18 protein-coding genes are annotated in these 19105 nt (G+C 64.2%); 11 read left to right on the forward strand and 7 right to left on the reverse strand.

The features are described from left to right. Positions 1-161 precede the first annotated feature (161 nt). Positions 162-962: an SDR family NAD(P)-dependent oxidoreductase gene (locus tag ACNJYD_RS27875; protein ID WP_212254720.1), complete on the forward strand. Its 801-nt coding sequence runs from the start codon at positions 162-164 to the stop codon at positions 960-962. Between the two features lie 51 nt (positions 963-1013). On the opposite strand, the gene ACNJYD_RS27880 is transcribed toward ACNJYD_RS27875, so the two are convergent. Further along, entirely contained in the window at positions 1014-2318 is a 1305-nt protein-coding gene (locus ACNJYD_RS27880) for a PQQ-dependent sugar dehydrogenase (protein ID WP_439367522.1), read from the reverse strand. 259 nt (positions 2319-2577) lie between these two features. Here ACNJYD_RS27880 and ACNJYD_RS27885 point away from each other — a divergent pair, with 259 nt between their 5' ends. The 3 genes from ACNJYD_RS27885 to ACNJYD_RS27895 all read left to right on the forward strand — a co-directional run bounded on the left by ACNJYD_RS27885 (position 2578) and on the right by ACNJYD_RS27895 (position 5125). Further along, positions 2578-3768, forward strand: coding sequence for a urate hydroxylase PuuD (locus ACNJYD_RS27885; protein ID WP_439363905.1), 1191 nt, complete (start codon positions 2578-2580; stop codon positions 3766-3768). Between the two features lie 146 nt (positions 3769-3914). Beyond that, positions 3915-4772, forward strand: a complete 858-nt coding sequence (locus ACNJYD_RS27890) for a VOC family protein (RefSeq protein WP_439363906.1) — start codon at positions 3915-3917, stop codon at positions 4770-4772. Positions 4773-4849: 77 nt separating this feature from the next. After that, complete coding sequence (locus ACNJYD_RS27895; RefSeq protein WP_439363907.1) at positions 4850-5125, forward strand: hypothetical protein; 276 nt, start codon at positions 4850-4852, stop codon at positions 5123-5125. Here ACNJYD_RS27895 and ACNJYD_RS27900 read toward each other — a convergent pair. After that, positions 5122-6159 (reverse strand): L,D-transpeptidase family protein, encoded by a 1038-nt coding sequence (locus tag ACNJYD_RS27900; protein ID WP_439363908.1) that lies wholly within the window; start codon positions 6157-6159, stop codon positions 5122-5124. The two genes, ACNJYD_RS27895 and ACNJYD_RS27900, sit on opposite strands and share 4 nt — an antisense overlap. A 177-nt stretch (positions 6160-6336) precedes the next feature. Between ACNJYD_RS27900 and ACNJYD_RS27905 the strand changes: the two genes are divergently transcribed. Then, positions 6337-7299, forward strand: a complete 963-nt coding sequence (locus ACNJYD_RS27905) for a lytic transglycosylase domain-containing protein (protein WP_439363909.1) — start codon at positions 6337-6339, stop codon at positions 7297-7299. A gap of 42 nt (positions 7300-7341) precedes the next feature. Here ACNJYD_RS27905 and ACNJYD_RS27910 read toward each other — a convergent pair whose 3' ends face one another. Next, entirely contained in the window at positions 7342-8409 is a 1068-nt protein-coding gene (locus ACNJYD_RS27910; protein WP_212254715.1) for a DUF1236 domain-containing protein, read from the reverse strand. 106 nt (positions 8410-8515) lie between these two features. On the opposite strand from ACNJYD_RS27910, the gene ACNJYD_RS27915 reads away from it, so the two are divergent. Further along, positions 8516-8974: an NUDIX domain-containing protein gene (locus tag ACNJYD_RS27915; RefSeq protein WP_212254714.1), complete on the forward strand. Its 459-nt coding sequence runs from the start codon at positions 8516-8518 to the stop codon at positions 8972-8974. Between the two features lie 9 nt (positions 8975-8983). Here ACNJYD_RS27915 and ACNJYD_RS27920 read toward each other — a convergent pair whose 3' ends face one another. Further along, positions 8984-9967: a Bug family tripartite tricarboxylate transporter substrate binding protein gene (locus ACNJYD_RS27920; RefSeq protein WP_212254713.1), complete on the reverse strand. Its 984-nt coding sequence runs from the start codon at positions 9965-9967 to the stop codon at positions 8984-8986. A gap of 425 nt (positions 9968-10392) precedes the next feature. On the opposite strand from ACNJYD_RS27920, the gene ACNJYD_RS27925 reads away from it, so the two are divergent. The 5 genes from ACNJYD_RS27925 to ACNJYD_RS27945 all read left to right on the forward strand — a co-directional run bounded on the left by ACNJYD_RS27925 (position 10393) and on the right by ACNJYD_RS27945 (position 16574). Further along, positions 10393-10998, forward strand: a complete 606-nt coding sequence (locus ACNJYD_RS27925) for a hypothetical protein (protein WP_172783860.1) — start codon at positions 10393-10395, stop codon at positions 10996-10998. Positions 10999-11027: 29 nt separating this feature from the next. Continuing rightward, entirely contained in the window at positions 11028-11264 is a 237-nt protein-coding gene (locus ACNJYD_RS27930; protein ID WP_439367523.1) for an HGGxSTG domain-containing protein, read from the forward strand. A gap of 374 nt (positions 11265-11638) precedes the next feature. Beyond that, complete coding sequence (locus ACNJYD_RS27935; RefSeq protein ID WP_439363910.1) at positions 11639-14497, forward strand: hypothetical protein; 2859 nt, start codon at positions 11639-11641, stop codon at positions 14495-14497. 177 nt (positions 14498-14674) lie between these two features. Further along, positions 14675-16189, forward strand: coding sequence for a CYTH and CHAD domain-containing protein (locus ACNJYD_RS27940; RefSeq protein ID WP_439363911.1), 1515 nt, complete (start codon positions 14675-14677; stop codon positions 16187-16189). A 16-nt stretch (positions 16190-16205) separates the two neighbouring features. Continuing rightward, positions 16206-16574, forward strand: a complete 369-nt coding sequence (locus ACNJYD_RS27945) for an avidin/streptavidin family protein (protein WP_439363912.1) — start codon at positions 16206-16208, stop codon at positions 16572-16574. Between the two features lie 303 nt (positions 16575-16877). Here the strand turns inward: ACNJYD_RS27945 and ACNJYD_RS27950 are convergent, their stop codons facing one another. The 3 genes from ACNJYD_RS27950 to ACNJYD_RS27960 form a co-directional block, all read right to left on the reverse strand. Continuing rightward, positions 16878-17060 carry a hypothetical protein gene (locus ACNJYD_RS27950; protein ID WP_172783856.1) on the reverse strand — a complete coding sequence of 61 codons (183 nt, stop codon included), beginning with the start codon at positions 17058-17060 and terminating at the stop codon, positions 16878-16880. Between the two features lie 170 nt (positions 17061-17230). Continuing rightward, entirely contained in the window at positions 17231-17455 is a 225-nt protein-coding gene (locus tag ACNJYD_RS27955) for a hypothetical protein (RefSeq protein WP_172783855.1), read from the reverse strand. Positions 17456-17596: 141 nt separating this feature from the next. Continuing rightward, on the reverse strand, positions 17597-19027 hold the full coding sequence (locus ACNJYD_RS27960; protein ID WP_439363913.1) for a TAXI family TRAP transporter solute-binding subunit: 1431 nt from the start codon (positions 19025-19027) through the stop codon (positions 17597-17599). Between the last annotated feature and the right edge of the window lie 78 nt (positions 19028-19105).

The following is a 19105-nucleotide window of genomic DNA, read 5'->3' on the forward strand; positions in this document are numbered from 1 at the left end:
CGGTTCCGGGACTGCAACGGCCAGCCATGCGCGATGGGCCGGCCGCCACAGGCAATTCCGTGTGATGTCAATGACATGAAGGCGGAAAGCGCGCTCTTCTCTCCCATCAGGGCGATTGCTAGTCTGCACGAAAATAATGACGAGGACGGGAGTGAACCGAGATGCGCTTAAAGGACAAGGTCGCGATCGTCGTCGGGGCCGGCCAAAGCCCCGGCGAAGGCATGGGCAACGGCCGGGCGACTGCGCTCACCTTCGCGCGCGAGGACGCCAAGGTTTTGTGCGTCGACCACAATCTGGAATCGGCGCAGGAAACAGTGGCGATGATCGCCGCGAAAGGCGGCACGGCGGCGGCCTTCAAGGCGGACGTGACCAAAGCTGAGGACATCAGGGCGATGGTAGCGGATGCGCAATCGCGCTGGGGGCGTATCGACGTGCTGCACAACAATGTCGGCGTCAGCCTCGCCGGCGGCGATGCCGAGCTGCTGCAACTGACCGAGGAGGCGTTCGATCGCGTCGTTGCCATCAATCTGAAGAGCTGCATCCTGGCGGCGAAGGAAGTGATCCCGATCATGCGCGCGCAGAGGAGCGGCGCCATCATCAACATCTCGTCGATGGCAGCAATCACGACCTATCCTTACGTCGCCTACAAGGCGACGAAGTCGGCGATGATCGCCTTCACCGAACAGCTCGCCTACCAGAACGCCGAATACGGCATCCGCGCCAACGTCATCCTGCCCGGCCTGATGAACACGCCGATGGCCGTCGATACCCGCGCCCGCGAATGGCACAAGACCCGCGCCGAAGTCGAAGCCGAACGCGACAGCAAGGTGCCGCTGCGCAGGAAGATGGGCACGGGCTGGGACGTCGCCAACGCCGCGCTGTTCCTGGCGAGCGATGAGGCGAATTTCATTACGGGTGTGACGCTGCCGGTGGATGGGGGTGCCAGCGTGAGGCGGGGGTAGGTCGTTCTTCTCCCTCTCCTCGCTTGCGGGGAGAGGCAAAGAGTAAGGCGCTCATCGCGAATATGTCACCCGCCAGATCGTGCCGTTGCCATCTTCCGAAACCAGCAGCGATCCATCCTTCGCCACCGCCACTCCCACCGGCCTACCCCACACCTCGCTGTCGTTCACGACGAACCCCGTGACGAAATCCTCGTACTCGCCGGTCGGCTTGCCGTCCTTCATGCGGATGCGGATCACCTTGTAGCCGGTGCGTTTCGACCTGTTCCAGGAGCCGTGCTCGGCGGCGAAGCCGTCGCCCTGGTATTCGGGCGGAAACTGCGTGCTGTGGTAGAACGTCATGCCGAGCGAGGCCGAGTGCGGCTGGATCAGCACATCAGGCACCGTCACCTTGTCTTTGAGATCAGGCCGCGCGCCGGCGTGGCGCGGGTCTTCATTGTTGCCGATATAGAACCACGGCCAACCGTAGAACGCGCCCTCCTTCACGCTGGTGACGTAATCGGGCACGAGATCGTCGCCGAGGCCGTCGCGCTCGTTGGTCGAGCACCAGGGCAGCCCGGTCTGCGGCTGGATCGCGAGGCCCACGCAGTTGCGGATACCGGTGGCATAGATCTTTCGCTCCTTGCCGTCGGGATTGAAGCCCAGCACCGCGGCACGTTCGAGCTCGCTGGCCCATGTTGCGCCGAGCGGCTGCGTCTTCGACCACGCGTCCATCCCGCCCGGCGGTGTGCCCATGCCCTCGGCGACATTGCTGAGAGAGCCCACCGACACCAGCATACGCTTGTTGTCGGGCGTGAAGACGATATCGCGCGTGGAATGCCCGCCGTCATGCGGCAGGCTCGCGACAATCGTCTCCGCCTTGCCGCGCGCCTTGAGATCGCCGGCCTGGTAGGGAAAGCGGACGACGCTGTCGGTGTTGGCGATGTAGACCCATTGCGGATTGTCGCCATTGGGAAAGAACGCGATGCCGAATGGCTGCCGCAGGCCGCTGGCGAACACCTCGTTGGTCGCGACCTTGCCGCCCTCGCCCGCGCGCAGCACGCGGATGGTCCCGGCTCGTGTTTCGGCGACGAACACATCGCCATTCGGTGCCACGCGGATGATACGCGGCGCGCGCAGGCCTTCGGCGAACAGCTCGATCTTGAAGCCGGCCGGAACCTGGAGCTCGGCTTCCGGCGGACGCGGCACCACGCGCGACGAGCTCGCAACCGATCGCGTGGCGCCAGGCCTGACCAGATCCTGCGGCCGGATCAGCCTGACCGTGCCGGGCTTGTCGGCGCGCCAATCGCCATAGGCGTCCTTGCCTTGCAACACCGGCTCGGCCTGCGCGCCGGCCGCAACCAGCAGCGCTGCGAGCATCGCCACGAACGTTATTCTGTCGCTCACGTCGTCCTCCGCCTTGCCCGTGTCGTGCGTCAACGCCGATCAACCGAAAAAGGTCTGCGGCGAGTTTGGCGCCTGCCGAATCCCACGTCAGTTCATGCCCGCACGATGTGCATCAGCCGCAGCCCATCATACTGGAAAACGCGGTTGAACGGTGCGACACATTGTGGGGGCGGCGAGCGCCGGTTACGGTCATGGAGGCTGCGGCATCCAGGTCGCGTCGGATGGGGAGATCATGTGGGGATCCATCATATCGGAATGGGCGAGCCTGCTGCTGCGCTGGCTGCACGTGGTGGCCGCGATCGCCTGGATCGGCAGTTCCTTCTATTTCATCGCCCTCGACCTCAGCCTGAAGCCGAAGACGGACCTGCCTGACGGCGTGCAGGGCGAGGCCTGGCAGGTCCATGGCGGCGGGTTCTACCGGATCATGAAATACCTGGTCGCGCCCAGCCAGATGCCGAACGAGCTGACCTGGTTCAAATGGGAAGCCTACACAACCTGGCTATCCGGCTTCGCGCTGATGGTGGTGGTCTATTATCTGGAGGCCGACCTGTTCCTGGTCGACAAGTCGATCCTCGATCTCACGCCATTCCAGGCCGGGCTGTTCAGCTTCTGCAGCCTCGCGCTGGCGTGGCTGCTCTATGAGGCCGCCTGCCGCACCGGGCTCGCGCAGCGCGAGCTGCCCTTCGCCATCGGCGGCTATCTGTTCCTGGTCGCGCTCACCTACGCCTTCACCCATGTGCTGAGCGGCCGCGGCGCCTTCAACCAGATCGGCGCGATCATCGGCACCATCATGGTGGCCAATGTCTTCACGCTGATCATCCCGAACCAGAAGAAGATCGTGGCCAGCCTGATCGCCGGACAGGCGCCCGACCCGACGCTCGGCAAGGCCAGCAAGGAGCGCTCGGTCCACAACAATTACCTGACGCTCCCCGTTGTCGTGCTGATGATCAGCAACCACTATCCCCTGCTCTACGCCACGCGCTTCAACTGGATCATCGTCGCGATCATCCTGGCGCTCGGGCCGGTGATCCGCCACTTCTTCAACGAGCGCCATGCCGGCCGCCAATCGCCGTGGTGGGTGTGGGGCGTAGCCGCTGCCGGCGTGATTGCGATCCTCCTCCTCTCCGCCGCCGGCCCGCGCGAGGTGAAGACGGGCGCATTGTCGGCGCCGGTCACGGTCGCCAATGTCGAGGAGATCGTGATGTCCCGCTGCAGCATGTGCCATGCAGCCGAACCGGTCTGGGCCGGCATCGTCACCGCGCCGAAGGGCATTTTGCTCGACACGCCCGAGCACATCCATCGCAACATCCGCCTGATCGGGCGGGTCGCGGCCTGGTCGAATGCGATGCCGCCTGGCAACATCACGGAAATGACCGGCGAGGAGCGCGCCGTCCTCGCGGCCTATATCGAGCAGGCGCGCTGAGGCGCGTCCAACGAGGATGCCTTGCGCGGAATGAAATTCCGCTTCTCCCCGCCGAATTGAAAATGACTTGGCCGTTCATCCGGCGTAGACATGGCCGGCAGCCGCCGGCGCGGCGCAAAGTCAGCTTGCAATCGGGGATGAGAACAGTGGCCCTCAAGAACGTCATCGGTATCGACCACGCCGTCGTCATGGTGAAGGACCTCGACAAGGCCGCCGAGAATTATCGGCAACTGGGCTTCACCGTGTCCCCGCGCGGCACCCACAGCGTTCATATGGGCACCGGCAACTACACCATCATGTTCGACCCCGACTATATGGAGCTGCTCGGAGTGCTCGCCCCGACCGAGCTCAATGTTCCCGCGCGCGCCTTCCTGGACAAGCGCGGCGAAGGGATCGAGCGCATCGCTTTCACCGCGGTCGATAGCGCGGCCGGCGCCGAGGAGATCCGCGCACGGGGACTGGAGCCGATCGGCCCGACCGATTTCGAACGCCCTGTCACGCTGCCTGATGGTACGATCTCGGCAGCGAAATTCCGCACCTTCATGTGGCCGACGGCGGAAGCGCCGGGCGGTGTGCGCATCTTCGCCTGCCAGCACAAGACCCGCGAGACCGTGTGGATTCCCGAGCTGATGACCCACGCCAATGCGGCCAAGCGGATCAAGCAGACGCTGATCGCAACGCCAGAGCCCGCCAAGGAGGCCGCGCATCTCGCCCGCCTGATCGACCGCGAAGCCAAGACCGACGCGGACGGCGCGGTCAGCGTGCCCTCCGGCGGCGATCGCGCCGACTTCGTCTATCTGACGCTGGACCAGCTCGCCAAGCGCTATCCCGGCGTGCCGCTGACCGGCCTCTCCGAGCGCGGCGGCGCCGCGCTGGTGCTGGTGAGCGGCGATCTCGCGGCGACCGAGATGGCGCTGGGGTCGGCCGCCGTGCGGAGCGGAGCTGCGATCTGCGTGCCGCCGGCCAAGGCCAACGGCACCCTGCTCGCCTTCGTTGCCGGCTGATTTGAACCAATTCTTTAACGGGTGTTTACCCGGCGGCTGTAGGCTTCGCGGCCATCCAAGCCACCGGGGCCAAACGCATGTTCAAAGACGGGTCGCCGATCGCCTATGACGCGCCGGCCGAACTGAAGAAATGGCCGTCGCTGAAAGGCGAGAGGCAGAAGGATCGCGGTCCGCCCTATCTCGTCTACAACGGCACGCTCGCCGAATGCGTCCGCGAGCTCATGGGCAAGCCGATCAAGGGCATCTCGCTCTACGACATCATGACGACGCCGCAGGCCGCCTTCGACCAGACCGTGTTGTCGCCCGGCGACGCGGCGGAGATCGCGATGCGCAAGGATTTTCCCAAGGACTAATTCGCGGCACGCTTCGCAGCTGGCGTGCCCTGCCGCCTCGATGAGGATTCCGTCGGCGCATCGAGGAAGACGACTTGTGTACCGCGCTTCACGTTCTCGCCGAGCACACGCGCGTCCCAATTGGTCAGGCGGACGCAGCCGTGCGACGCCGACTTGCTGACCTTGTCCGGCTCCGCCGTTCCGTGGATGCCGTAGCCCTGCGCCGACAGGCCGATCCAGTATGCTCCCACGGGATTGTTGGGCCCCGGCTGGATGTCGAACGGCCTGTTGGACTTGACGCTCTTGAACTTGTACTCGGGATTGTAATGGTAGGTCGGCTGCGCGTTGGTGCCGGTGACCTTCAGCGTTCCGGTCGGCGTCGGGCGATCCGGACTGCCGACTGACGCCGGATAGAACGCCAGCAGAGCGCCGCTGGCATCGAACGCTTTCAAGGTCCCGTGCGTCTTGTCGACTTCGAGCCGGGCGATGCGCGGCAGCTCGCGCCGTGCCGGAACGTTGGCAACGACGATCGTCGCTCCTGCCTTGTCGAACGCCTTGCCCGGATTGAGCGCCCTGAGCAGATCCGCACTCATGTGAAATTTCTCGGCAAGTCCTTCGAGAGGGCTGGTGTAACTCAGCGCCTTCAGCGATTTCATGTCGTCGAGCTTACTAGGCAATTTCTCCAGGAATGGCCCTTTCACATCGGCGTCCGTGATCTTGTAGTCGACGAGAATGGGGCCCTCGCTCGCTGCGGTCAGCTTGTCCCAGAGCTCCGGCGCGACTCCCTTGTCGGATGCGATGCCGTTCTGCTCCGCGAACGCCTTGAGCGCCTTCTGCGCGTTCTCGCCGAACTTGCCGTCAATCTCGCCGGGCGAGAATTGCGCGCGATCGAGCAGCACCTGAAGTTTCACCACGGCTGCATTCAGCTTGTCGGTGGCCGGCGGCTTCGCAGGACGCGCAGCTTCGTTCACCGTAGCCGGATCGAGATTGCCTGCGAGCGCCGGGCCGACGAGCCACAGCGAAATCACCGCGCCAAGCATCCATCGCATCGTCATCGCACATCCCACTCGCAAGCGGCCCGCAAACCCGCGGAAGGTTTCTCTTCGGGAACACCGTACTAACACCGAAGGAACCGAGGAGACCGCAGCTTTGCCGCAATCGGACGGTTAAGAACTTCCTATCGCCGGCGCAGCGCTGGCCGTTCATCCCACAGTTCGAGGTTGTCCCCGCAAATGCGATTTGTCGTCGCGGCTTGCGCCGCATTTCTGCTTCTGATGTGCGACCTCGATCCGTCGGCGTCCCGGCAAGCATCACGTTTCGACACTACTGTTCTCCAGAACAATCATGCCTCGTCACTTGTTCCGGTGGTCGAACTCTTCGTCGCCAGCGTGCAGGCGATCGAGCTTGCCAACGCGCACGCGGCCTATGAGCAGGTGATCGAGCCACCACGCGCGGTCGAGCCGGCGGTGCAGGCCGAGCCCTCGCCAACCGAACGATTTTGTCACGCGCTGCGCGCGGCCGCCGAATCCAGCGGCATTCCGGTGCCGTTCTTCGCACGCCTGATCTGGCAGGAGAGCCGCTTCAAGTCCAACGAGGTCAGCCACGCCGGCGCGCAGGGCGTCGCTCAGTTCATGCCGGGGACGGCGGCCGAGGTCGGGCTCGACGATCCCTTCGATCCGATGAAGGCGCTGCCGGCGTCGGCGAAATTCCTGCGCAAGCTGCGCGACGATTTCGGCAATCTCGGCCTTGCTGCCGCCGCCTACAATGCCGGTCCCGGCCGCATCCAGAAATGGCTTGCCAGGGAGAGCGAGCTGCCGCGCGAAACGCGCGACTATGTCCGGATCATCACCGGCACCAAAGCCGAAGACTGGATCGAACGCTCGGAGGCGCTCGCGATCAGGATCGACCTGCCGCGCGAAGCGCCGTGCGAGGGCATCGGCAGCCTTTCGAAGGCCAAGGACGTCGCCTGGGTTCCGGTGAACCTGACGCCTTCGGTTGCGGGCATCATTCGCAAGGCCGAGCAACTCGCGGCGCGCCTGACGACGAACCGCGCGCGCAAGCAATTCGCAACCCTGCTGCGGAAGAATGCCGCGGGTCCCGGCAAGGCACGCAGCATGATTGCGGCACGCGCGGCCGGAAAGAGCGCGAAGGCGCGCGCCGTTCGCATCGCATCGCGCGAACGGACGTCAGGCTAGCGATCGGAGCCGCTCGCTTGCGCGGCTCCGATCTCCATTGAGCTAATCGATCTCCTCGATCACCCGACGTTCGCGCGGCTCAATGACGTAGGTCCGGCTGTCGCGATGGATATAGCGATATTCGCGCAAGCCCGGCGCATCGCGGTAGACCGTGGTCGGGAATTCCTCGACCTCGACGGTCTCCGGGACCCGATCACCGATGCGCATCTCCGTGCGTGCGGTGCTGCCGGTGGTCCGCGCCTCGCTGCGTCCTTCGGTGCGGGTCTTCGCATGCTTGCGGATCACCTCGCGATCGCGATCCGAGAACTTGCTGGCGCTGCGCTCGCGCGTGGTCGTCGTCGTTGTCGCCGTGGACTGGCCCGAATACGGCAGCACCGTTACGATCTTGTAGGTCGCCGGATCGACCACGACGATCTGATCTTTCACCAGCGCAAAGCTGTAGCCGCGATATTGCGGCACGATCTCGACGACGTCGGGCGGCAGTGTCGAGAGGTGCACGTCGCGCGGAACCACCGTGCCGACATTCAGCGAGAAATTGACGCTGGTCAGCGGCCGCACGTTCAGGTGCGAGATCGACGCGCTGATCCTGGTCTCCTGCTGCTTGCTGATATTGACGTCGGTCTGGGCGGCAGCCTGATTGCTCGTCGGCGCGGTCGGTGCCTGCTGGGCCTGGTTGGTTCCAGATGCGGCAGGTGCCTGCTGGGCCTGATTGTTGGCCGGCGGCGGATTGGACCGGTCCTGCGCCTGGTTGGTGTTCGCAGGAGGCGGGTTGGCGCTCTGCTGCGTTGCAGGCTGGTTGCCGGCTGCATTGGAATTTGCCGTCCCGCTCTGTGACTGCGCGGTCGAGCCCGTATTGGCGGTGCCGGAGCCGGACGATTGTGGGTTGGCCTGCGTGGTCTGGGCTGGCGTTCCCGACGTCGTTGATTGCTGCGGTTGCGACGTGGTCTGCTGCTTGTCGGCCGCGCTCGAAGGCGAGGTCGCGGATGGCGCGGTGGTATTCGACTGGGACTGCGGCGTCTGCTGAGACGGCGGATTCGTGCTGGGCGATTGCGCAAACGCGGCGCTCGCCAGCACCACCCCCAAGGCGGTGGTTGCCAACAGGCGGATCATGGTTCACTCCCTTTCAACTAATGAAACTGGGCTACTAACCTGCGTTAAAACGAGCAGTTCCAGTTTTTCCCGAAGGAAGGCCGCGCTCTTTTCTGCGGAACCTGCAATGCCAGCGAAGAGTGCCGGGATCATCGCCTATCGCAAACGTGGGAACATCGAGGTGCTCCTCGTCCATCCCGGCGGGCCGTTCTGGCGCAACAAGGATCTCGGCGCATGGTCGATCCCGAAGGGCGAGTACGCGGACGGAGACGACGCAGAGATCGCCGCGCGACGGGAGTTCGCGGAAGAGCTGGGACTCGAGCTGTCCGTGCCGCTGACCCCGCTTGGCGAGGTCAGGCAGCGCGGGGGCAAGCGCGTCACCGCCTTCGCGGCCGCGCTCGATCTCGACGTGCGCAGCATTCGCAGCAACACGTTCGAGATGGAATGGCCGCCGCGCAGCGGCAAGCGGCAGGCCTTTCCGGAAGTCGACCGCGCCGAATGGTTCACGCTCGGCGCGGCGCAGGAGAAGATCAACGCAGGACAACGTCCGCTGCTCGACCGGCTTACGCTGCTGATCGGCGGATAGCGCGCCGCCTCACTCCGCCTTGATGTTTGCGGCCGCGACCACCTCGGCGAGCTCCTTGGTCTCCTTGGCGATCTTCGCAGCGTAGTCAGCCGGGCTGAGCACGCTGACGACGCCTTGCGAGCCGAGCTTCTCCTCGGCCGCCGGATCCTTGGCGGCGGCGACGATCTCCCGGTGCAGGGTTTCCAGGATTGGCGCCGGCGTCGCCTTGGGCATGAAGAAGCCGACCCAGAACGAGATGTCGAAGCCGGGATAACCGGCTTCCGCCACGGTCGGCACATCGGGCAGCGCCGGCAGCCGCTCGGCCGAGGACACCGCCAGCGCGCGCAGCTTGCCGGCCTTGACCAGCGGCACGGCGGAGAGCGGATCGAACACGGCCAGCACCTCCTGCGCGAGGATGCCGACCTCGGCGGCCGAGCCGCCGCGATAGGGCACGTGGATCAGCTTGATGCCGGCCTTTTGGCTGAGCAGCTCCATGGCGAGATGGGCGAGGTTGCCGTTACCGCCGGAGCCATAGGCGAGCGCGCCGGGCGCGGCCTTGGCCGCAGCGACGAGATCGGCGACCGACTTGACGTTCGCCGTCTTGGGATTCTCGGGGTTGACGACGAGGACGAGCGGCGCCGACACCACCGTGGTGAGCGGCGCAAAGTCCACTTGCGGATCGTAGCGGATATCCTTGAACAGCGTCTTGTTCAGCGTGATCGTCGACGAGTTGCAGGCGAGCATGGTGTAGCCGTCCGCATCCGCGCGCGCGACGCCCTCGGCGGCGATCATGCCGTTGGCGCCGGCGCGGTTCTCGACCACGAAGGGCTGGCCGAGCTTGTTGCTGAGCCGATCGCCGATGATGCGCGCGACGACGTCGACAGGCCCGCCCGCGCTGAAGCCGACCATGATCTTGACCGGCCGCGACGGATATTTCTGCGCGAGAGCCTCTGTCGCCAGCGCCAAGGCGCAAAGTCCTGCGATGACTGCCAGCAGGCGGGCCGTTCGTTGCATTCGTTCTCTCCCAGACCTCTTGGCGCCGCTTGTGCATGCTTCTTGGTGCGACGCCTTGGAGTCATGAATAGCGGCCGTGCGGGATTTCGCAATCGCGTTTGGCTGCCGGCATTCCGTGGCACGGCACATGCGCGCCGCTTCCAAAACAAAAATGCGAAAACAACCCCATGCACAGTAGACCGCCCCTGTCAGAACAAGGACTTGCGGGCGGTGGACGAATTTTTCGGTTTCACGAAATAAATTCTGAGGCGTCGGGCAAAACAGTGGCATACTGGCATCATCGCAACAGTCGCGAGCGTCATGGCCCGCCAGGCCGAGCCGTCCGACGCGGTTGCGCCTAAACCCTTCATCGACATTTCAAAATTCGCATTCGCGCGCAGCAGCGAACGGCCGTTCGCGCCTGCGCCGCCAGAAGGACACAGCACATGACGACAGCTCTCTCACGTCCCATCACTTCGCCGCTCGCGGCATCCGATCGCAGCGCCCCCGCCGCGAACCCGCGCGTCAAACTCTACAAGCGGCGCATTGCGATCAGCCATCCCGACCCGCAAGCCGGCGAGCAGCTGCTGGTCGAGGCGCTCGGCGCCGCCGACCGCGACGCGATGCACGGCATATTGAGGCAATTGGTCAAAGCCAGCGCGGTCGGGCAGAAGCCCGACGAAGCCAACCTCGCCTTCATGATCTCGACGATCAGGAGCATCGCGCCGAAGGATTCCGTCGAGGCCATGCTGGTGTCGCAGATGGTGTCGGTGCACATGGCGGCGATGCGCTGTGCCTGCCGGCTGGCCTGCACCGACGATCTCGCGCAGCAGGAGGGCATCGCCCGCGCGTTGACCCGGCTCTCCCGCACCTTCGCCGCTCAGGTCGAAGCGCTGAATCGCCATCGCAACAGCGACGAGCGCGCAATCACGGTGCAGAACCTGTCGGTGCAGGACGGCGGACGGGCGATCGTGGGCAACGTCACGCAGCATGCGGGCGTGCTCGTTGCGGAGACAGGCCAAAGCGACGCAAGGCAGGGGCCGAGCCGATGACCGGCGCCCACGCCCGCAACACGGCACCGATGCAGTCGAGCCCTCGCTGCTGCGCGAGGACTCGCGACGGCGGCCCGTGCCGCGCCCCGGCCAGGCGGGGGAAGCAGCGATGTCGCATGCACGGTGGAGCAAGGCGATCAGGGGCGCCGAGAGGAAACCGGAACGCACAGAAGCACGGCCTGTTCACGCGAGCGGCCAAAGCCGAGTCGGGACAGCAGCGACTGCTGCTCAAAGAGGCGCAAAGACTGCTGGAGGAGCTGAAGTGATGCCGCTGTCACGAGCGGGGCCGGCTGCCGTCCTCCGGTCCTGACGCGCGTGCTGACGGCCTCACCCTTTAACAATTTACGCGTGTTTGTGAATTACTTCACACGCCCGTTATTCCCGTTATCGCTAGCTTGGACCGATATCGGAAAAACAGCGGGAGGGTGTCATGGGCGCATTGAATCTTGCGCAGGTCCTCTGGGAGGAACGACGGGCGCTCCGCGGAGATCCTCTGGAATTCCCGCCAAAGACCGAGAACGATGCGGCGGCCAGCGCCCCGCCAGTCCCGGCACCGCCAGCGTCTGAGCCCTCTTCAATACTACCCTTCGACCTAACGATTACAAATCGGCTCGCCTCCTCCGAAATCCCGCCAGGGCCATTGCCGCCGCAGACCGAGCAGGTCCCCGATCAGCTCCTAGAAATCTATCGGACCTTCAACGCAGACGAGCGATGGGCGCTGTGCCTGTCCGGTGGCGGAATCCGCAGCGCGGCGTTTGCGCTCGGTATCCTGCAAAGGATTGCCGCGCTGGAGGTCACGTCGAAACGCAAGAACGAGAAGGCCGGCTCGGCCCTGAAGCAGTTCGAGTATCTGTCGACAGTATCGGGAGGCGGTTATATCGGCAGTTGGCTGTCGGCCTGGCTGTATCAGGAGCGCCAGCGCGAGAAGGGGCGACAGGCTCTGATTGTCCCCCCACTCTGCGGAACCGCCGGTCCAAGCGTCCCGCCGGATAAGGTGGTTCCAGCACTCACCATGCGCGAGAGCCGCGGTCCGCTCGGAGACCACGAGGAAGCCGAGCCGATTTCCAACCTTCGGCGCAACTCGCACTTCCTCTCTCCAAGCTTCTCGTCGCTTTCTCCCGACCTGTGGAGCGATGTCGCCAGCGTCCTGCGCAATCTGTTCCTGAACTGGATCCTGCTCGTCCCTCCGATGATCCTTGCGGTGCTCGTCACCAAGGCGCTCTACTTTGCGCTTATCGACGCCCACAGCATCACGGAAAGGTCGATATGGTTTCTGGTCGTGATGGCCATACCAACGCTGTGCTTGTTGGTTTCCCTGTCCTTCTCCGTCGCAAACCGCCCGGCGCGCGGCTGGATCAACGTCTCGCAGCCCCGCTTTCTCCTGTGCGATCTCGCTCCCTTCCTTGTCGGAGCCGCACTGCTGGTGCTCGTGCTGCAGAGCCCGTATGGTCTGAAGACTCTCACGGATGTGCTTCGCGTCAGCGGCTTCGAATTTGTCGAGAAATTCAACGACCAGCATCCGGCCGCGGCGGTGCTGATCCGCGGAACGATCCTTGGCATGATCTTTTTCCTGGCGTCCTGGGCGCTGGCGCCCCTGTGGACGATCATCTTCGGGAGATCGTCCCGGCCGCCGCCCGAGTCGCGCCCCAAGCATCCGTGGATGGAGCTGATCGCCTGGGCTGTCGCCGGCGCGGCTTTCGGTCTGCTGAGCGCCGTGGGACTGATTTTGCTCTGGAGCATCAACCCCTCCGACTCCGCCGCCACGGCGGCGGGTTTTGCCTGCGTATTCGGGCTACCCTGGATCGTGCTGGCGCGCATCGTCGCCGACGTGACCTATATTTCGTTTGCCGAGTTCCTGTCCGAAGTGGATGTTGGGCTGGAATTTCAGGCGCGGTCGAGCGGGCTCTTCACGCTGGCCTATCTCGGCTGGCTCGTGTGGTTCGGGCTCGTGCTCGGCGCGCCACCGGCTGCAAGATGGATCGAGACCCAGATTGGCAGTGCAACCGTGCCCTCGCTCGCAGCCGGAGGAGGTCTTTCCGGCTTGCTCTCCATCCTCCTCGGAGCGAGTTCGAAGACCAAGACCGCCGCCGAGCAGATTTCAGGCTTGCGCCAATATCTCGGACTCAACACGATCGCGGCCGTCGCCGCGGCGATCTTCGCGGCCGTCCTGGTCGCTCTGCTGTCCATCGGCTGGGACGCAGCTTTCAGATCGCTTGCCTCCGGCGCAGACGGTCACATGCCCTGGACCATGGTGTTCCTGGCGGGCATCTTGCTCGGCGCGCTGATCTACGCGGCCGCACATGTCCTCAGCATCAACCGATACTCACTCCACGGCCTCTACCGGAATCGGCTGGTTCGCGCCTTTCTGGGCGCGTCGCGCAACGAGAAGGAGCGTGACAAGACGAAGAACGCTTTTACGGATTTCGATGGCCGGGACAGCCCGCTCCTGCACGAGCTTTGGGAGCATGGCGTCGCGCCGACAGGGGCCAAATGGAAGCCGTTCCACGTCATCAGCGGGGCGCTCAACCTGGTGTCATCCAAGAACCTGGCATGGCAGGAACGGATGGCCGCGCCCTTCACGTTCTCGCCACTCCATTGCGGCAGCGGCAGCGCGGTCTTTTCGGACGGTGCATACCGAACGACCTACGCCACGGTCCACCAGCCGCAGCCTTACGGTGGAAAGCTGACGCTCGGGACCGCGATGGCGATTTCCGGCGCGGCCGTGAGTCCGAGCATGGGCTACAACTCCTCGCCGGGCGTCGCCTTCCTGATGGCGCTGTTCAATGTGCGGCTCGGCTGGTGGCTCGCCAATCCGCGCGGCGACAATCCGTACTATTCGGAGGTCAAGCCAACGAACGCGCTCCGACCGTTCTTCATGGAGATGTTCGGACTGACCAGCGAGACCGAGCGCTGGGTCTACCTGACCGACGGCGGGCACTTCGAAAATCTAGGCCTCTACGAGATGGTCCGCCGGCGCTGCCGCGTGATCGTGGTCAGCGACGCCGGCTGCGACCCCGATTATTCCTTCGAGGACCTCGGCAATGCGCTGCGCAAGATCTGGATCGATCTCGGAGTACGCATCGACCTGGACGGGCTTGACCTCCTGAAGAAGCGCTTCAAGGAACGTCCAACCCCCGCCGAGCAAGCGCCCTACTGGGCGATCGGCGACATTCTCTATCGTGAGGCCGATGGCGGCGACTCGCAGAACGGACTGCTCCTGTATTTCAAGTCGGGCCTGCACGGCACGGAGCCCATGGGTGTGTTGAGCTATGCGATAGCCCACGCGACCTTTCCGCACGAGACCACGTTGAACCAGTTCTTCTCGGAATCGCAATTCGAGAGCTATCGAGCACTCGGCTACGAGATCGCAGAACGTGCATTCGAGTGCGGCGAAGGTCTTTCGGTCGACGCGAAGACCGGGGCGCCCCCGACATTCCTCTCGATTGTCGAGAAGCTGAAAGCATCGCCGCCTTCGCCACCGCCCCCGCCGCCGCAATGAACTGACCGGATTCATTCTAGCCTGCGCCTCAATCGACCGGTCTCGCGGCAAGTTCCGTGAATTTCCATAACCGGCGGACGCGGCAATTGGCCGACGCGCATCGCCATCCGAAATGCGCGTTGCACACGGAACTTCTCGCGGTGGCGCCACTTTGAATGGGCAACGGAAGCGTGCCCGATGAATGCCGAAACGGAACTCAAATTCCGCCTTGCGCCACGAAAGCTGTCATCCGTCCTGCGCGATGGCGCGTTAAACGGACAGCGCGGCGACCGGTCGGAGCAGGATCTGGTGTCGACCTATTACGACACCAGCAAGCAGAAGCTCAGGCGACATGGTCTCACGCTCCGCATCCGCAAGGTCGGCGACCGCTATGTGCAGACCGTGAAGGCCGGCGGCTCCGGAACCGTGACGCGCGGCGAATGGGAGCATGAGGTCGCAGGCGCAAGGCCCGACTTCAAGCAGATCAAGAACACGCCTCTTGCGGATCTCGCGTCCAAGAAACTTCCGCGCAAGCTGCGGGCGGTGTTTCGGACCGAGGTCCACCGCACGACTGAAGCAAGGCGGGTGCGACGGAGCCAGATCGAGCTCGCCGTCGACCGCGGCCGCATCGGCGCCGGACGGCGTTCCCGGCCGGTGGCTGAGCTCGAACTGGAATTGAAGTCCGGACAGGCCGCCGACCTGTTCCGGCTGGCGCGCAATCTCGAACGCAGAACGGGCGCGGAGCTCGATCTGCGCTCGAAAGCCGAGCGAGGCTTTGAACTCGTGACGGGAAACGGCGCGGGCGCGCAGCATGCCGAGCCGATCGAGCTGACACACGAGCTGTCGCCGCGCAAAGCCTTCGGCGTGATCGCGCATTCGACGCTGCGTCAGATCACGGCGAATGCCGATCCGGTGCGGGACATGGATTCGGAAGGCGTCCACCAGATGCGCGTCGGCCTGCGACGCTTACGGGCCGCGATCTCGCTGTTCTCCGACATCCTGCCGCGCGCCAGCACGGAGCGGATCAAGACCGAGCTCAAATGGCTCACGGGCGAGCTGGCGCCGGCACGCGAGATCGACGTCTTTCTCAATGAAAGCATTCGGCCGATCGCCGATCAGGGCGTGCCGAAACGCGGCGCTCGCGCGATCGCCAAGAAGTTTTTCGCGGAGCGGAGGGCCGCCTTCGCGCGCGCCCGCGAGGCGGTCGAATCACCCCGCTATCGCCGCCTGCTGATCGACGTGCTCGAGTGGATCGAGACCGGACAGTCCCGCGCCGATGACGATCGGTCGATTGCTGCTTACGCCGCCTCGGTACTGGACCGCCGGATCAGGAAGGCGCGCAAGCAGGGCAAGCATCTGGACGATCTCGATCCGATGCAACGCCACAAGTTGCGGATCAGGATCAAGAAGATCCGTTATGCCGTCGACTTCTTCGTGAGCCTCTACAGCGATCGCGACCAGGGGCAGCTCGCAAGCCTCTCCGGCCGGCTGAAGGCGATTCAATCCGCGTTGGGATCGCTCAACGACTTCATGACGCATCGCGAGCTGGCGACGGAGACGGCGTTGTCGGCGCCGCCGGCGAACCGGCGCGCCCAGGCTTTCGCATCTGGGTTCATCGTCGGCCAGGAGCGAGAGGCGGCGCGCAGCCTGATGAAGGACGCCGCCGGGGAGCTGCATCGATTGCACCGGCTGCGCGTCGCGCCGGGCAAGTGAGCGTGGGAGAACCGGAATGTCGTGGGTCGGCAGCTGGCGAAATCAGTTCGGCTCCATCCTACGCATCATCAGCGAGACGGAGGGGCGCATCGAAGGCACTTTCGAGACGGCGCTCGAAGATAGCGGCTTCTATGGACAAACGGTGCAGGTCACCGGGTTTCACAGGGGCAATTGCATCGGCTTTGTCGCCGTGGGCTCGTCTGCGACAGGCGACCGCGTCGTTTCCTACACGGGGCTGTTGCGGCATGGAAAGATGGAGACCGCCTGGTTCGTCGTCGCCGACCAGGCGCTGAGTGCCGCCAGGGAGGGCGAGCCTGCCAGGCTCGAGCCGTTGAACTGGTGGCGCGCCGTGACGACCAACGTCGATAGTTTCGAACGGATCTAGCGCCGCCCCCGCCTGATGGAGCTTCAAGCCAGAAAGCCCGGTGCCGCAGCCATGGAGCTAGAGCGGAATGGCTTTAGGTCAAATCGATTGCCGCGGGCTCGGTGCAACCTCTCTCGCTTGCGCTTGCGGGAAAGGTCGCGCCGAAGGCGCGGGTGAGGGCTTTCTCCTCTCGGGGGCTATCCCACTGCGAAAACACCCTCTCCCGAGCCCTCTCCGCATCCGCCTTCGCCAAGGCTTCGGCGGACAAGAGCGGGAGAGGGAGTGCACTTACGTTGTAGCAATCAAACCTGATCTCATCACGCTCTAAGGCCGTTTGATCGCCGGATCCACAGGGACGATCTGCAGCCCAGCTGCGTTCAGCGCTTCCGTGATCTGCTTGGCCAGCAGCTTGGCTTCTTCAGTTCCGATTTGAGCGTCGGGAAGGTCCTTGAAGACCGCGCAGACCGTCGTCGCTATGATGGTATTGACCTGGTGCGGATCAACCATTTTGGTGCACGCGAGATTGCTTCACCGGATCGGTGGTGCGTCGGGCTGCAGGACCACAGCGCTCATCGCAAGCCAAAGAACGAAAGAATGGCCGCGATCACAACGACGAGCCCTATGAGGTAGATCAGACCGTTCATCGCAAGTCTCCTTTTCGACGTGATGGCTCGGATTCATTCGAGGGTCGTCGTCGCGTCCCTGGCATTACACTGCTGAGCGGCCAGTTTCTCGAGCTCCACTTCCTTCTCGATGGCCGTCAGAGAATTGCCGATCTTGTCGACGATCCTGACCAGATCGGCATTGGTGATGCGAAGGCGCCTGCGTACCGACTTGACCTGACCGGCGTTCGCAAGATCGAGCGTTGTGCGAATGGGCCGCGGTGGTCTCGAGGACAGCATGATCAGGTCTCCTTACCGAGGTAAGAGAGACGATGTCTTTTTTGTTCCTATATCCGCCGACGGAAGCGCTCGATGACGAAGACGAGTATGCCGAGGCAATTACTGCAACCGTCGCGCGCAGTACGGAGGCGCCACGACGCTTTATCCCCGCGGCGTAACGCCGTGGCTCCCTACCGCGCCCCGAACCGTTTCGAGGGTGGTACGTTGCAGTGCGGTTCGCCTCTCGGCAATGGCATTGCTCAAGAGGTCGAGCACCAGTCCGAATGCCGCGAGCTCCTCTTGCTCGATCGCGCCGTCATCATAGCATTCGAGCGTCTCGGCGATGATAATATCGGCCTCGCGCTGCAATGCCACAAGCTCCTGATTGGATTCCGCGGTCCTCGCGCTGGAAACCATGGCCAGGATTCGGTTGCGATGGCTGGTATTGTCGTCCCTTTCGTCGCGGTTCAAATAGCGCCGCAACCAAGCGGCAGCGGAGCCGATTCCAGAGAGAAGCAGGAGCCCGAACCAGAAAAAGTCGCCATACCGGTCGAGAAACGTGCGTTCGTTGCCGTCGATGACGGCCGCCGCGCCCCGGTGGACCTGCAGCTCAGCCTCCTTCTCGAGGTCGGGCTTGGTGATGTGTGCAGCGCCAGGGACCTGCCTCGCGATCGCCTGGCGAACGGCAAAGAGCTGACGGAAAAACGCGGCGACCGTCGCTTCGGGCAGGCTCTTTCTCGCCACGATCAGATGGCTGACGCTGAGAGTTTCAACCTTGTCACCTGGCCAAGCCGGATCCGCATTGAAGATGCTGGGTGGAATCTCCTCCGATTCATACCGGGGATGCTTGATGGCGATCGCTTCCGATGCCTCGATGGCGAGAAACTTCGGCTCGCCGCGCGCCCGCGCCGTTGCGGCAACGGCATCGGAGGTGATCTTGCTGTCGAGGGGCCCGACCGCCATGAAGGCATCGAGGGTGAGATCGCGCGCGAGCTCATCGATCTGGTCAGTGCCGAACTGCGCCACGGCGACCTTGTCGGGCTGCACTCCGGCGGCGCTCAGGATGACGCGCAGCAGCGCGGGATTCACCGGCGTCCGCCCGATCACCCCGACACGGCGCCCTGAAAGATCGGCGACCTCCTTGATCTTCGGCGACGGCTTTCTTTTCGAACTCTTGCCCGCAAGCCCGGAAGGTGCCCAGAGCACGACGAAGTTCTTGCGTACGACAGCGACGGTCTGCGCCTCGGCCGGCATGTCCAGGTCGCCGCGGCCGACGGCAAGATCGGCCTTGCCAGACCCAAGCAGGGCGAGAGCTTCCATCGCTCCGTCGGCCTTGATCGGACGCAGCCTGACAGTTCGGCTTTCGCTGCCGAACGCATCGGCCATCGCCTGAATGACCTTGTAATCGTCGCTGCCAGGCGGCCCGACGGCGATCCGGAGAATCTCCGGCCGCAACGCGTAATTGAGTGCACCCGCTGCGACGCCGAAGACGAGAAATCCAACGGCGAGAAGCAACAGTAGAAAATTGCTCCTTCGCCGCTCCCGGCGGGCCGCGTCACTGGTCGTCTGACTTGTACTCTCGGACGAGGACATTGCCGCTGCCACCGCATGTCATGGCGCTTCCTGGTCTGCAGGATACCACGTTTTGCCGGCATAACGTCTTGGCGCTCG

Origin of the sequence: Bradyrhizobium sp. SPXBL-02 (assembly GCF_051853065.1) — a bacterium.
Classification (GTDB): Bacteria; Pseudomonadota; Alphaproteobacteria; order Rhizobiales; family Xanthobacteraceae; genus Bradyrhizobium.